Raw genomic sequence first — 14,636 nt, forward strand, 5'->3', positions numbered from 1 at the left:
CGAATGTAGCCACTTTATTCGCGAATCTATTTCATTTTGCATTCTATCGGCGAATCCTACCTGTCTATCAGCGAATTTCACACATCTATCGGCGAATCCTTTCATCGCGAAGGATTCAATGAGCGAATTTTATGAGAGTATGAGCGATTTTTTAGATTTATGAGCGAATCCTAATGTTATATGAGCGAATTTAACTAGTTTATGAGCGAATCCCAGATTCCTGCCAAATTTTTAATCCAATCTCTCAATAATCGTAGCGTTAGCCATGCCATGGCCTTCGCACATCGTTTGCAAGCCGTAACGGCCGCCGCTTCGCTCCAATTCGTGCATCATCGTAACCATCAAACGGGCACCGCTGCCGCCTAGTGGATGGCCGAGAGCAATCGCACCTCCATTTGGATTGAGCTTAGCAGGATCCGCACCCGTATCTCTCAACCATGCTAGTGGTACTGGAGCGAAGGCCTCATTAACCTCAAAAACATCAATATCATCAATTGATAAGCCCGATTTCTCAAGTGCTTTCTGTGTAGCCGGAATCGGTCCTGTCAGCATTAATGTTGGATCAGAGCCCACCACCACACGAGTGTGAACACGGAAGCGCGGCTTTAATCCCAACTCTTCCGCTTTTTCACGAGACATCAACAACAAAGCGGCTGCTCCATCACTAATTTGGCTTGAGTTCCCCGCATGGATGACGCCATCTTCTTTAAAAGAAGTCCGCAATCCTGCTAATGCATCCATTGAGGTCCCTTTTCGAGGACCAGAATCATCCTTGACCACTGTCGTCGTTCCATCCGGAAGAGTCACTTCAAGCGGAAAAATCTCTCTTGCAAAATATCCTTCCTCCTGTGCTTTTAATGCCTTTTGGTGGCTCTCAAGCGAGAATCGGTCGAGCTCCTCACGAGTAAATCCATATTGTTCAGCAATCCTCTCTGCCGATAACCCCTGATGGATCATTTCGTATTTAGAGCGTAACGTAGGACTAAACGGTTCCTCCGCCCCTTTATAGTTGGAGCCCATCGGAACCCGGGACATGCTTTCTACACCACCAGCAACCACCACATCCATATCACCGGCCAGGATAGCTTGAGCGGCAAAGTGGACAGCTTGCTGACTCGAACCACATTGACGGTCAATCGTTGTCCCTGGTACCTCGATTGGAAAGCCGGCAATCAACGCGGCAACTCTTGCAATATCTCCTGCCTGTTCCCCCGCCTGAGTCACACAGCCTAAAATGACATCATCAATTATCGCAGGGTCAATTCCTGCCCTGTTCACAAGCTCCTTCAATGTTAACCCCGCTAGGTCATCCGGACGAATATCCTTCAGTAGTCCATTTCTTCTTCCTACTGGCGTACGCACACCTTCTACAATCACAACTTCTCTCATATCTTTTTCTGCCTCGCTTTCTATAATCCTAGATTTTTTGCAATAATGGTTTTCATAATCTCATTCGTGCCGGCATAAATGCTGGACACTTGAATATCCCGGAACCTTCTTGCAATCTCGTATTCTTCCATATATCCATAGCCGCCATGCAGCTGCATACATTCCGAGGCAATCCGTTTCGCGATATCGGTAAGCTTCCATTTTGCCATCGACACCTTAGTCACGACGTTTTTTCCTTCAATATGCTCCGAAATTAATTGATCCAGGAAAGCTCTGCCCATCTCAATCTCTGTAGCCATTTCAACCATTTTAAACTGGGTATTTTGGAACTGGCTGACAGGTCTTCCGAAAGCTTCGCGGCTTTTTACATAGTCCATGGTCGTCTTTAGCATAACTTCCGATGCGGTTTGCGCTCCAATCGCAACAAGAAGACGTTCCTGTTGAAGTTTTTCCATAAGATAGAGGAATCCTTTGCCTTCCTCACCGATAAGGTTTTCCTTCGGTACACGGCAATCCTCAAAGATTAATTCCGCTGTATCCTGACAATGGAGGCCGACTTTATTTAACTTTCTTCCTCTTGTGAACCCCGGTGCATCCCGTTCAATCACAAGGAGGCTGACTCCTTTATGCTTTGGAACGGCCTGTGTATCCGTCTTCACAGCAACAACAACAAGGTCTGATTGGATCCCATTTGTAATGAACGTCTTTTGTCCATTGACAATATAGTGGTCCCCATCAAGCTTGGCAGTTGTTTTTATATTGGCTAGGTCTGACCCTGTTCCTGGCTCTGTCATCGCAATAGCGGTAATAATTTCGCCGGTGACACATTTAGGGAGCCAGCGCTGCTTTTGCTCCTCTGTACCATATGCCGTAATGTACGGAACCACGATATCGTTGTGGAGACCAATTCCAATTAACCCGGAGCCTACCCGTTCCAAATCTTCATTAATGACTACCGCAAAGCCCCAATCTACCTCACTGCCGCCATATTTCTCGTCAATATCTGGACAAAGAAACCCCTGCTCTCCCATCTTCTTCCAAAAGGAACGAGGAATCATCCGGTCTTCTTCCCATTGCTCATAAAAGGGATATGCTTCTTTTTCTAAAAACTTTCTTAATGATTGACGAAATATTTCATGATCATCGGTTAAATATGGATGTTTCATTTTAAAAACCTCACTTTCATTATGAGAACGCTTACCTTCATTTACACCATTCTTCGCTTTTCATTTATTTCTACACGTTTTTTGATTATATCTACACGTTTTTGAAGTTTATCTACACACTTTTATCATTTATCTACACAAAATCACTACTTATCTACACAAAATCACTACTTATCTACAAATTCCATCCCGCCTTACATTACTTCACATTACTCTCTGTCCGCATCTTTTGCCGAAGCTGGTATTTCAATACCTTTCCAGAGGCGTTTCTCGGCAACTGCTCTTCGATAAAAATCCGTCTAGGCACCTTATAGCCAGCGAGTTTTTGCCGGCAGAAGCTTCGTAATTCCTGCTCATCAACCACAGCCCCTTCTTTAGGGACAATAATTGCACATACCGCCTCACCCCAAACTTCATCCGGCAACCCGATTATCGCGGCATCAAGGATATCCGGATGTTCAAAGAGAACACTTTCCACTTCCACTGAATACACGTTCTCCCCGCCGGAGATTATCATGTCTTTCTTCCGGTCTACAAGTGTAATATAGCCTTCTTCGTCCATCGTTGCTAAATCCCCTGTATAAAGCCAGCCATCCTTCAGCGTGCTCTTCGTTTCCTCCGGCTTTTTATAATACTCCTTCATCACCATTGGACTCTTAACAATAAATTCCCCAATAACGCCAGGCAGTACATCGATCCCCTCTTCATTCACTACCCGTGTTTCCGTTAAGAAGATCGGCTTGCCACCCTTTCCAAGATGATTCTTGTGTCCCTCGGGATCAAGAAGAATGCCTCCAGGTCCAGCTTCCGTTAAACCGCACAAGTTGTAAAACTGATCTGTTTTAAATAGTTGCATACTTTTCTTAACCAACTCTGGTGCCATCGGTGCAGCACCATACCCGACTCTCTTAATTGAAGAAAGATCATAATCAACTGCGTTCGGCACTTGAAGAAGAAAGTTATACATAGCTGGTACGGCGAATAGATGGGTAATTTTATGCTCTTGAATGGCTTGTAGTGTTTTGACTGGATGGAAATCACGATGGATAATATGGGTTGCACCAAGTGCCACACCGGAAATAAGGAATAGGTTCAGCTGTGCTGAGTGAAACAGTGGTGCTAAATGTAGAATATGCTCATGCGGCCTGATCCCCATATTGATGACTACTGCAATGCCCACTTTAAAAATTTGGCTGTGATTAAACAATGCTCCCTTTGGACGGCCTGTTGTTCCTGAAGTATACAGAATTTCTAAATCGTCTTTTTCAGATACCTCAACCTTAGGTTCCTCTTTGTTAGCAGATCGAATTTTTTCATATGAGTAATAACCTGTTGTTTCTGGTTCACCAACGGTCACCACTAAGCGGACTGCCGAACCCTGCTTCGCCTCCGCAATGATGGATTCAAATTCCTTGTCACAAACAACAACTGCAGCATCCGATTGGTGCAAAATATATTGAACCTCGGTAGCCGTCAGTCGGAAGTTAACTGGAACGGCAACCGCACCAATTTTAGCAGCCGCGAAAAAAGTAAACACAAAGTGATCCGAATTCTTCATCATTAATGCAAGCTTGTCACCTTTTTTAACTCCCTCAGCCATTAAACCGTGTGCCAGTTGATTGACTTCCTCATTAAATTGACGGTACGTATAGCTTCTGCCTTCACATTCGATGGCTAACAATTCAGGATATTTGTTCGCATTTTGTGTTAATAGGCTGCCAATATTCATAATTGGGATCCTCCTTTTATAAAAAAGACTCACCGTTATACATGCAATTTTTATGCCAATATTTAGAAAACAAAAGATAGCTTATTGGGCAGTATTCTTCAATCCACCCATGTTTTACATACATACACAGACGACAAGTATCTGTCCAAAAATTGGACACAAAGGGCTGCCCCCCCTTATTGCCTACGTGGACAATTGATATTTTTTTATTTTTTCATATAAACCAGACCGGCTAATCCCTAGTAATCTCGCTGCCTTTACTTTATTTCCTTGAACTTGGACAAGTGCCTTTTTTATCGCTTCTAGCTCTGCATTTTCAACTAAGGAAACATTCCCTAATGGTTCGTAAATGGACACCTTCTTAGTCACATAATCAGGCAAGTCCTCATATTTAATTTTGCCGCTTTCAGCAAAGGTCATGGCCCGTTCCATTACGTTCCTTAATTCGCGTACATTCCCAGGCCAATCGTACCCTAACAGTGTCTCTCTTGCCTGGTCCTCCATCCCAGTTATACTGGTGCCCAAAATTTGATTGAATTCAATCATGAACTGTCCAATCAAATGATCGACATCATAGAGGCGGTCCCTTAATGGCGGGACAATCAATGAAATGACATTAAGTCGGTAATATAAATCCTCTCTAAACGTCCCTTCTTTAACCATTTCCTCGAGATTTCGGTTGGTTGCGGCAATAATTCTGACATCCACCTGAATTCTAGCTGTTCCGCCAACCCTATAAAACTCTCTCTCTTGAAGGACCCTTAATAGTTTTGCCTGGAGAGCTAATGACATATCGCCAATCTCATCGAGGAAAAGGGTGCCACCATTGGCCAAGTCGAACTTACCGAGCTTTCCTTTTTGCCTCGCTCCTGTAAAAGCCCCTTCTTCATATCCAAAAAACTCTGATTCTAGCAAATCCTCCGGAATAGCTGCACAATTCACGACAATGAACTTCTCTGAGCTTCTTGCACTGCTTTTGTGAATGGCATGAGCAAACAATTCTTTCCCTGTGCCACTTTCTCCGCGGATCAGAATCGTCGACCGTCCCTTGGCGGCTTTGGTAGCACTCTTTTTCAATTTATCCATATAAGGATCTACGGACAATAGATGGTCCCATGTGAACCTGGCTGATTCCGACTTTTGAAACTGCTGATGATAAAAACTCGCCTTATTCTCAGCTTTTTGCAGCTTCTTGAATAACTCACTTACTTCATTTAGTTGGCGGAATACCACCTTGCCAATAGCCCCGATTACTCTTCCATCCTCAACTATGGGAATGCGATGAACAATATATTTAATGCCATTTATCTCTAAAAATCCGCTCACTTCCGCTGTTTCTGATTTATAGACTTTTTCTAAGTGGAGCTGGGGTAAAACTTTTTCAGCTAGTTGGTGTAATACGGTTTCTACTTGAAGATTAAATAATTCTAAAAGGGGCGGACTGACCATTTGGATTTTTCTCTTCTCATCCGTCATGACAATCCCGTCAAATGCATGATCAATCGCTGTCTCTAATGTCCTTTTTAGCGTTTGAATCGTTTGTAATTCCTGCGAGGTTTGTAAAAGAGACATAACCATATCCGTTTTTGTTAAAATCCCGACCACACAGTCCCGTTCATCGATAACCACACCTGTACCAACCTGGCTGTTTTTTACAATCTTTTCAATCTGTTCATAGGGAGTGTTAATTTTTAATGTTTCTACCTGTTTTTTTATGTATTTTTTAATTGGAGTTGTAAGGGGTTTTTCTGCTACTACCATTTGGTATAAGCTACTTCTGGTGAAAACACCCAGTAATTTTCTGTCTGAGTTTGTTACAGGAAGCAGGTTCCATTTCTTTTCGTGCATTAAATCAAGGGCCTCTTTAAGTGTCGTCTCTTCGGTAATCATACAATCTACTGGTGTAATGATATCTTTAAATTCATCCATTTCGTCACCACCCTTTTTACATAGTTTTATTGTAACAAAAAAGAGAGAGATTTTTGAATTTTTAAACAATAAAAAAGAGAAGATCTCCTCTTCTCTTTTTCTTGCATTATTTCGGCTGCATCCTAATCGCTCCGTCCAGCCTAATCGTTTCACCATTTAGCATTGGATTTTCGATAATACTTTGGACTAGCTGGGCATACTCTGCCGGATAGCCAAGCCTCGGTGGGAACGGCACCATTTTACCAAGAGAATCTCTCGCTTCCTGTGGGAGAGTATCAAACATTGGTGTGTGGAACAGTCCCGGGGCAATCGTCATCACACGGATTCCGAACCTTGCTAGCTCTCTTGCAATCGGTAAGGTCATGCCGACAATCCCACCTTTTGAAGCACTATAGGCAGCCTGACCGATTTGACCGTCAAAGGCAGCAACAGAGGCGGTATTAATAATCACACCTCTCTCGTTTTGTTCATTTACTTTGTTACCGGACATTTTTTCAGCGGCAATCCGAATTACGTTAAAGGTCCCAATTAAATTAACGTTGATGACTCGAGAAAAAAGCGAGAGGTTATGGGCACCATTTCTGCCGATGACTTTCTCGGCAATCCCAATTCCCGCACAGTTTACAAGCGTATTTACTTCTCCTAAAAAGTCAGCTGCTTTATTTACTGCTTCATGGATGTCTTCTTCTTTCGTTACATCTACCTTTAAAAATAAAACCGCTTCACCTAATTCAGATTCAAGGCGCTTCCCCTTTTCCTCTGACTGGTCAAAAATAACTGCCTTTCCACCTTTCTCAAAAATGTTACGCACCGTTGCTTCACCTAAACCTGATGCTCCTCCTGTAACTATTGCCAAACTAGCCTTAACATTCAAATGACATACCTCCTGTATTGAATTTCTATTAATTTAATATGCAAGTATTATGCCAATGGAAATTCCTATACAAACTAACGAACGAGTATGCTTCTATTGTTATTCTGTTTTTTGTTTGGACAATTCATGAAGAATAGTGACCAATAATTGTACACACATGATGTGGGCACCCCATTTATCATAGGACTTTTCGCATAATTTGTAGATTAAAAGTTATTGAGTATTAAATAATTGCAGGAATATAATAGAATTTGGTTACAATTACTATATTTTAGGAGGAATTTTTTTGAGGTTTAAAAGATTATCCATTCTATTTACTCTAGTATTAGCTTTCAGTACATTCTTCTCATCTATTGCTTTTGCTAACGCTGTACCTGTCAAACCTAATTTGGTTTCATTAGGTGATTCCATTGCTTTTGGTTATAAGAGGGTAGATCCGCAACCATCGCGAGAAGCATTCCCTTATCTCATAGGCAATGGGAAATACACTGTTACCAAAAACATTAGTTATCCCGGCTGGAGGTCGGACCAATTATTAGCTAATGTAACGAAACCTGAAAATATTAATTTTATTAAAGAAGCAAATGTCTTTACATTGCAAATTGGTAATAATGATTTATTACAAGCTCCAGGTATAAAGGAAGTTTTGGAAAACCCTCCAGCTGCCGATTTACCACCTGAACAACTAAAATTACTTTTAGATAATGCTACTATTGCAGCAGGGAATGCAGCCGTACAAATTACTAATAACTTAACTCAGATCATACTTTATATTAGATCTCTTAACACGGATGCCCCTATTATTCTTTATAACATGTATAACCCTTTTGCTGCTGGTCCCATTCATGAACTTGGAGAAAAAATTATTCCAGGTATTAACGAGGGAGTAATAAAGAGCGTTGCTGCCCAATCTGGGTCTCTTTTAGCAGATGCCTATTCAGCTTTCAACGGAAATCAAACAACTTATATTTTACCAGATGATATACATCCAACATCTGCTGGTCACAAAGCATTAGCAATGGCAGGAGAAAAAGCCTTATCAGTGTTAACAACAAAACCAGTTTTAGTGCCATCAACTACAGAACAGACAACTGATCCAGTAACCATCAACGTCAACATCAGTGCCAAAAAGGTTCTTGTATTGAAATGGCTATCTGGTGAAAAGACAATAAATGATTTCTCTAATAACGGAATCGACATTGTAGATAATAAGTTCCAGGTTACCAAAAATGATACTTACACTGTTTATTTACTCGATGGATTAGGATTAGAGTCAGTCGCTACCATAAAAATCGATACCATTAAAGCGAAGGAAGAACCAGCTCCGAATCCAAATAACTCGGATAATCAGAATACAACACCACAACCAACACCAACACCAACACCAACACCAACACCTGCAACACCAATCCAAACTGCTCCTACATCTAGAGGTGGTTATACATTACCAAATACAGCATCACCCATTTACAACACTTTAGCCATTGGTCTTGGTTTGATTTTAGCAGGGTTCACTGTCATGAAAATCCAGCAAAATAGAAGAAAAACGAATGCATAACAAATAAAAAAGGTCAGGCCCCATTAATATGAGGCTCTGACCTTTTTCTTAGAAACTAAATTTTCCTGGGACGCAGCCCGTTTCTTTTTTTCCATAATAATCACTAAGGCAATAGCAACTAGTAAAAAAATACTAGCAATTCGGAAGATCGTGGCCGTATCCACAAATTGAGCAAGTGCCCCAAAAATCACGCCGCTCAGCCCGATCCCTAAATCAATGGACGAAAAAATCATTCCATTAGCTACACCACGACGATTCGTCGGCGTCATTAATAATGCCCAAGACTGAAGAGTCGGGATCAAGCAGCCAAAGCCTAAACCAAAAAACACTCCTGCAATTGCAATGAAAAGACTTGAATGAGCATAAGAGAGTACCCACATGCCAATAAATGTTAGCGCGGTACAGAAAAGTACCAGTCCGAATGGGCCCTTTTCATCAAACCATTTCCCAGCAATCGGTCTCGCTACCGTAGCCATCAGCGCATTAAAAATATAAAATAAAAAGATTTGTTCAATGCCTCTTTCCTGACCAAAGATGACAATAAACGTGACGATGGAGCCGTAGCCAAGATTAATGATAATCGTAATAAACGCAGGGAACCGGCTTGTTTTTTCCACTAACGACCCTACATAGGAAAACTTTAAATCTTCTTTTTTCGTATTTAGGACTGCTTCAGGAGTTTGATAGCGAACGATCATAAGTAAAACAATCGCAATAACCCCTAACAGTGCTGAGATATAAATGAGATTGGTAAATGAAGTAATTTTATATAAAAAGATTCCTAGACTTGGCGCAATAATCATCCCAATCGTAATCGACAGGCCGTAATAGCCCATCCCCTCCCCAAGCCGTGAATTGGGTATGACATCAACTGCTGCCGTCCCGTTAACCGTAGTTGACCAACCCCAAGCTAACCCATGGACTAAGCGGAATAATAGAAAAATCAGCACTATTTGTGAAATCGGATAAAGAATCGTAATCAGTAAGAGCATAATTGCACCCGAAATCACCAGTGTTTTTCTCGGTTTATATTCAAGCATAAAGCCGATAAAAGGCCGGCTAATGACAGCACCTATCGAAAACAATGCCGTTACTAACCCAATCTCTAACCCAGATGCTCCAATTGACTTTATATATGGCGGGAGAGTCGGAATAAGCATTTGGAAAGACATAAACACAAACAAGTTCCCTACCATGAGCATAATAAATGACTTCGTCCATAAACGCTCCTTCAAACCATCCACACCCTTTCATTACAATAAAAAAAAATCCTCAATCAGAGAATCCGTATTTCCTTCAATTTATTTCGTATCGCTAAATAATAGCACAGAAGCTGGAAAAAGGAAACCAGAAAGATTATTCAAAACAAGTTAATATTTCTGCCTATTTACGTTATCATTAAATCAGTTAAACATCATACGAACGGAGGATTCATATGCAAAAGAAGAAGCTAGTAATCACCCATAATTTAGATCAAGACCATATCAATCTACTGGAAAATATCTTACCTGACTGGGAGTTACTCATTGGTAAAGATAAAGAAGTTTGGCAGGAACATTTGCAGGAGGCCGAAATTATTGCTGGCTGGAAAAAGGGACTTGAGGATGAAATCCTTGCCCCTGAATCAAAACTTAAGTGGCTGCAAACCTGGAGTGCTGGAGTGAATAACTTACCACTTGATGAACTAAATCAGAGAAACATCACGGTAACCAGTGCCAATGGTGTTCATGCCTACCCTATTTCTGAAACGATTTTTGCCTTAATGCTTGGCTTAACACGCAAACTGCATACATATGTCAAAAACCAGCAAGCAAAGACCTGGCACCATGCCCATATGGGACTAGAAATGCATGAAAAAACAGTCGGCATCATTGGGGTTGGAGAGATCGGAAAAGAAACAGCTAAAATTGCAAAGGCATTTGGGATGACCGTCCTTGGTGTCAGGCACTCAGGCCAACCAGCAGATTATGTCGATGAGATGTACAAACCTGAACAGTTAGAGGTACTGCTTCCAAAGTGCGATTATGTGGTAGTGACTTTACCTCTTACGAAAGAAACTTACCGTTTATTTGGTGCAGAACAATTTATGCAGATGAAGTCTTCTGCCTTTTTCATTAATATCGGCCGTGGTGAAATTGTGGTGGAAACCGATCTCATTCAAGCATTACAGGATGGCATTATTGCCGGTGCTGGATTAGATGTATTTGAAAAAGAACCGCTCAGCGCGGAAAGCCCATTATGGGAAATGGAGAATGTCATCATTACGCCTCACACCTCTGGTTCTACAGAGCACTATAATAAGCGGGTTATCGAAAATATCCTTATCCCTAACTTAAAGGAATATCTAACAGGAAACATCCCGTCCATTAATCGGGTTAATTTTACAAAGGGATATTAACAAAGGAGCAACAGCATGCAGCAAGTTATACTCGATAAAACAACGATAAAGAAAAAGCGCCTTGTAAAAGCGTTAAAATATATTGTTCCAGCCATCCTTATTTTTCTGTTGGCTGTTAATTTCATACCTGTTAATCAAATAAGTCAAAAGAGCTTTTTCAAAAATAACCGGCCGTTAGTCATTGCTCATCAAGGAGGTGAACTTCTTGCCCCATCTAATACGATGGCAGCATTTACGAACGCGGCAAATATGGGGGTGGATGTGATTGAGACCGATCTTCACATTACAAAAGATGGGTACTTGGTTGCTATCCACGACCCGACCGTCGATCGGACAACGGATGGACATGGCAAGGTTGCAGACATGACATTGAAGGAAATCCAAAAGCTTGATGCGGGGTACCAGTTTAAAGACCTAAAGGGCAACTATAGCTACCGTGGCAAAGGAGTCTATATACCCACCGCCGAAGAAATGTTTCAGACATTTGGTGATTTGAGAATCGAAATGGAGATTAAGGACGACAATCCGTCTGAACGAACCGAAGAAATGGCCGCTAAACTATGGGCACTTATTGAGAAATATCACATGGAGGATAAAATTCTGGTGGCTTCTTTTGACCAAGATATTCTAGATACTTTTAACAAGTATGCGAAAGACCGGGTAGCGACTTGTGGCGGGAAACAAGAGGTAACGAAATTCGTTGTCTTCCATAAATTCTTCCTACGGAACCTTTATCAACCAGAAACTGATTCCTTTCAAATCCCCACCACAGATAGCGGATTTGATTTAACCGATCAAAAGTTGATTAACGGGGCACACCGACGTGGACAAGGCATAAGCTATTGGACCATCGATGATCCAAAAGAGATGAAAAAACTCTTAGATGCAGGTGCAGATGGAATCTTAACCAATCGACCAGATTTACTATTAAAAATAGTAGCTGAAAAATAAGGAAATGGGTGGCAGCTCACTCTGAATTGCAACAATCTGAATTTGACAGCGAGCAATACGGCTAAACTGCAACTCGTCACCCACGTGAGGTTGTTACAGGGTACTTTGATCAGGTATCGATGGTGATTTCAGGTGAAACATCTTCTACAACGGCGTTGAAGGGATCTACTGATGAAGAGCAGTTTACTGGAAGAAATAAGATGTGGTTTAGGCCGTGTGGCATGTGGTATGTGGCATGGCTTGGATGAAACCCTTCTCTCCTTTCTTAAGAGGAAGGGTTTTTATTGTTTTTATATAGAGATAGGCTGGTGTTTTCATTGTTATTTAGAGATGAAAGACAAAATGTAGTAGATTCAGATGAAAATTGTCTTTCATCGGGTGGATGAAGGACAAAATGTAGTAGATTCAGATGAAAATCGTCCTTCATCGGGTGAATGAAGGACAAAATGTGATAGATGCAGATGAAAATTGTCCTTCATCAGTGGTATGAAGGACAAAATGTAGTAGAATCAGATGAAAATTGTCTTTCATCGGGTGGATGAAGGACAAAATGTAGTAGATTCAGATGAAAATCGTCCTTCATCGGGTGAATGAAGGACAAAATGTGATAGATGCAGATGAAAATTGTCCTTCATCAGTGGTATGAAGGACAAAATGTAGTAGGTTCAGATGAAAATTGTCTTTCATCGGGTGGATGAAGGACAAAATGTAGTAGATTCAGATGAAAATCGTCCTTCATCGGGTGGATGAAGGACAAAATGTGATAGATGCAGATGAAAATTGTCCTTCATCAGTGGTATGAAGGACAAAATGTAGTAGATTCAGATGAAAATTGTCTTTCATCGGGTGGATGAAGGACAAAATGTAATAGATGAAGATGAAAATTGTCCTTCATCGGGTGGATGAAGGACAAAATGTCTGCACCTCTAAAGGACAGCCCTTTCCTTTTTGTTAATTGATATCCACCTTTTCAATATTTCTAAAGGATAAATAAGCGATTACGCAGCCTGCAAGAGCAAGGGCAATGGGGACGAAAATGAATGAAAAAATATTTACATTATCAGCGGAAGAGCTAGTGATTGAAACCAAAACAATCGCAGATACAATTGTTGCTGGAACTGACTTCTTCCTCATTCCAAAATACAGAGGAATTAAGGCCATTCCCGCTGAGGCTATCGCGCCAAGAGTCATGCTAAGCAATCCATTAACTAATACATCAGAAGTTAAAGCCTTAGGTACAAAATGGAAATACGAATCTGCTAAATAAAACATTGTACCAACAAAGAGGTTCGACAAGAAAATTGTTAGGAACGTGAAGCATGCGACTATAATTAACTTAGCAATGATGATTTTCTTCCGATTAATCGGATACATAAACATTAAGGAAATAGAATTACTTTTATATTCATCAATAATGAGCCTAGAGATCAGTACGGCAGCAAAGATAATAAAGATACTTCTAATAAGACTGCCAAATGCCCCGAAGGCCATATCATAGCTAGGAAAAGGAATATTTCCATCACTTTTTTCAGCAAAATACAGCAAACAAAGTACACCCATTACAACCACATTGACAATTAACACATTCTTTATATAAGAGAATAGTTTATACTTCTTTATTTCAAGACCGATTAATTTACGCACTTATACCGCCTCCATTAATAATTGTTAAGAAATAATCTTCTAGTGAATGGTTCTTCTTACTGAGTTCTTCAATCATAACTCCATTTAGAATAAGCGTTTTAGAGATTTCCGCTTGAGAGATTCCTGCTTCATAGATCCGGAAACGCCCCTCTTCTACTACTTTAAAATTCGTAAACTTCAGAACCTCCTCCAATACATAAAGGGCCTTTTTCACATCATGAACAGCAAGCTCAAGATATTCTGTATTTTGTTCCTGAATTTCAGACATTGGGACCTCTTTTATTAACTTCCCGTCACTAATAACTCCAATTGTATCGGCAATCTGTTCAATTTCACCGAGAATGTGTGAAGAAATTAAAAGAGTCATGCCATATTCACGGCAGAGCATTTGAAAAAGATTACGCAGTTCTTTTATGCCAACGGGATCCATCCCGTTAATAGGTTCATCTAAGATTAACAATTCTGGTTTGGTAATGATTGCACGAGCAATGCCGAGTCGCTGTTTCATACCTAAAGAGAAATCCTTTACAGGTTTATCCTCGATATTCGTTAATTTGACTAAATCTAATGCTTGATCAATCGCCTTTTTATCGTAGTAGCCCATATATTCGCAATGAAGTTCCAGGTTCTCTCTTGCTGTTAATCGATCATAGAAAACAGGATATTCAATAATGCTGCCCAGCCGCTTCAGTAGTTCATAAGACGTGTTGGTAAGTTTCTCACCAAAGATTTCAATCTCACCGCTTGTCGGCTTCACTAGATTGGTAAGCATCTTCATAATCGTCGTTTTACCAGCACCATTGGGTCCGAGGAATCCGTAGATTTCTCCTTTTTTTACTTTCATATTGACGTTTGTGACAACTTCTTTGCCCATATATGATTTTGTTAGTTGATTCGTTTTAATGATGTAGCTCATTTCTTTCAGCTCCCCTTCGTCTTTAACTACTTTTATTCTAGTCAGTAGAGTTTTCTTTTTTATTAATCAAATCTTACGAAAT

The 14,636-nt window shown here is 40.7% G+C and carries 11 protein-coding genes and 1 pseudogene; 4 read left to right on the plus strand and 8 right to left on the minus strand.

The window, feature by feature from the left end; translation table 11 throughout:
* Nucleotides 1–231: 231 nt before the first annotated feature.
* The 5 genes from AA0X95_RS25325 to AA0X95_RS25345 form a co-directional block, all read right to left on the minus strand.
* Nucleotides 232–1,389: a thiolase family protein gene (locus AA0X95_RS25325; RefSeq protein WP_413303054.1), complete on the minus strand. Its 1,158-nt coding sequence runs from the start codon at nt 1,387–1,389 to the stop codon at nt 232–234.
* 20 nt (nt 1,390–1,409) lie between these two features.
* The gene (locus AA0X95_RS25330; protein ID WP_413303057.1) at nt 1,410–2,555 is read right to left on the minus strand and encodes an acyl-CoA dehydrogenase family protein; all 1,146 of its coding nucleotides are present in this window, start codon (nt 2,553–2,555) and stop codon (nt 1,410–1,412) included.
* A 199-nt stretch (nt 2,556–2,754) separates the two neighbouring features.
* A complete protein-coding gene (locus AA0X95_RS25335; RefSeq protein WP_413303060.1) occupies nt 2,755–4,284 on the minus strand; it encodes an acyl-CoA synthetase in 1,530 nt (509 codons plus the stop codon).
* 183 nt (nt 4,285–4,467) lie between these two features.
* Entirely contained in the window at nt 4,468–6,213 is a 1,746-nt protein-coding gene (locus AA0X95_RS25340) for a sigma 54-interacting transcriptional regulator (RefSeq protein WP_413303062.1), read from the minus strand.
* Nucleotides 6,214–6,319: 106 nt separating this feature from the next.
* Nucleotides 6,320–7,087, minus strand: coding sequence for a 3-hydroxyacyl-CoA dehydrogenase (locus tag AA0X95_RS25345; RefSeq protein ID WP_413303064.1), 768 nt, complete (start codon nt 7,085–7,087; stop codon nt 6,320–6,322).
* A gap of 286 nt (nt 7,088–7,373) precedes the next feature.
* Here AA0X95_RS25345 and AA0X95_RS25350 point away from each other — a divergent pair, with 286 nt between their 5' ends.
* Complete coding sequence (locus tag AA0X95_RS25350) at nt 7,374–8,645, plus strand: GDSL-type esterase/lipase family protein (protein ID WP_413303067.1); 1,272 nt, start codon at nt 7,374–7,376, stop codon at nt 8,643–8,645.
* 23 nt (nt 8,646–8,668) lie between these two features.
* On the opposite strand, the gene AA0X95_RS25355 is transcribed toward AA0X95_RS25350, so the two are convergent.
* The gene (locus tag AA0X95_RS25355) at nt 8,669–9,880 is read right to left on the minus strand and encodes an MFS transporter (RefSeq protein WP_413303069.1); all 1,212 of its coding nucleotides are present in this window, start codon (nt 9,878–9,880) and stop codon (nt 8,669–8,671) included.
* A gap of 200 nt (nt 9,881–10,080) precedes the next feature.
* Here AA0X95_RS25355 and AA0X95_RS25360 point away from each other — a divergent pair, with 200 nt between their 5' ends.
* From AA0X95_RS25360 to AA0X95_RS25370, 3 genes and pseudogenes are all read left to right on the plus strand, one after another.
* Nucleotides 10,081–11,043 (plus strand): D-2-hydroxyacid dehydrogenase, encoded by a 963-nt coding sequence (locus tag AA0X95_RS25360; protein ID WP_413303072.1) that lies wholly within the window; start codon nt 10,081–10,083, stop codon nt 11,041–11,043.
* A 15-nt stretch (nt 11,044–11,058) separates the two neighbouring features.
* Nucleotides 11,059–11,994, plus strand: coding sequence for a glycerophosphodiester phosphodiesterase (locus AA0X95_RS25365; RefSeq protein ID WP_413303074.1), 936 nt, complete (start codon nt 11,059–11,061; stop codon nt 11,992–11,994).
* 8 nt (nt 11,995–12,002) lie between these two features.
* A pseudogene (locus tag AA0X95_RS25370) lies at nt 12,003–12,242 on the plus strand (hypothetical protein); the annotation flags it as partial.
* A 703-nt stretch (nt 12,243–12,945) separates the two neighbouring features.
* Here AA0X95_RS25370 and AA0X95_RS25375 read toward each other — a convergent pair.
* Complete coding sequence (locus tag AA0X95_RS25375; RefSeq protein WP_413303077.1) at nt 12,946–13,638, minus strand: ABC transporter permease; 693 nt, start codon at nt 13,636–13,638, stop codon at nt 12,946–12,948.
* Nucleotides 13,631–14,554: an ABC transporter ATP-binding protein gene (locus AA0X95_RS25380; protein WP_413303079.1), complete on the minus strand. Its 924-nt coding sequence runs from the start codon at nt 14,552–14,554 to the stop codon at nt 13,631–13,633. The genes AA0X95_RS25375 and AA0X95_RS25380 overlap by 8 nt, the downstream gene beginning before the upstream one ends.
* Nucleotides 14,555–14,636 lie beyond the last annotated feature (82 nt).

Origin of the sequence: Neobacillus phoenicis, assembly GCF_047302305.1 — a bacterium.
Taxonomy (GTDB): Bacteria; Bacillota; Bacilli; order Bacillales; family Cytobacillaceae; genus Neobacillus.

What these genes read in the sequence shown, in the direction of transcription:
- AA0X95_RS25340 (WP_413303062.1), bottom strand. Translation starts at nt 6,213, where the DNA reads ATGGATGAATTTAAAGATATCATTACACCAGTAGATTGTATGATTACC.
- AA0X95_RS25365 (WP_413303074.1), top strand. Translation starts at nt 11,059, where the DNA reads ATGCAGCAAGTTATACTCGATAAAACAACGATAAAGAAAAAGCGCCTT.
- AA0X95_RS25380 (WP_413303079.1), bottom strand. Translation starts at nt 14,554, where the DNA reads ATGAGCTACATCATTAAAACGAATCAACTAACAAAATCATATATGGGC.
- AA0X95_RS25335 (WP_413303060.1), bottom strand. Translation starts at nt 4,284, where the DNA reads ATGAATATTGGCAGCCTATTAACACAAAATGCGAACAAATATCCTGAA.
- AA0X95_RS25330 (WP_413303057.1), bottom strand. Translation starts at nt 2,555, where the DNA reads ATGAAACATCCATATTTAACCGATGATCATGAAATATTTCGTCAATCA.
- AA0X95_RS25325 (WP_413303054.1), bottom strand. Translation starts at nt 1,389, where the DNA reads ATGAGAGAAGTTGTGATTGTAGAAGGTGTGCGTACGCCAGTAGGAAGA.
- AA0X95_RS25360 (WP_413303072.1), top strand. Translation starts at nt 10,081, where the DNA reads ATGCAAAAGAAGAAGCTAGTAATCACCCATAATTTAGATCAAGACCAT.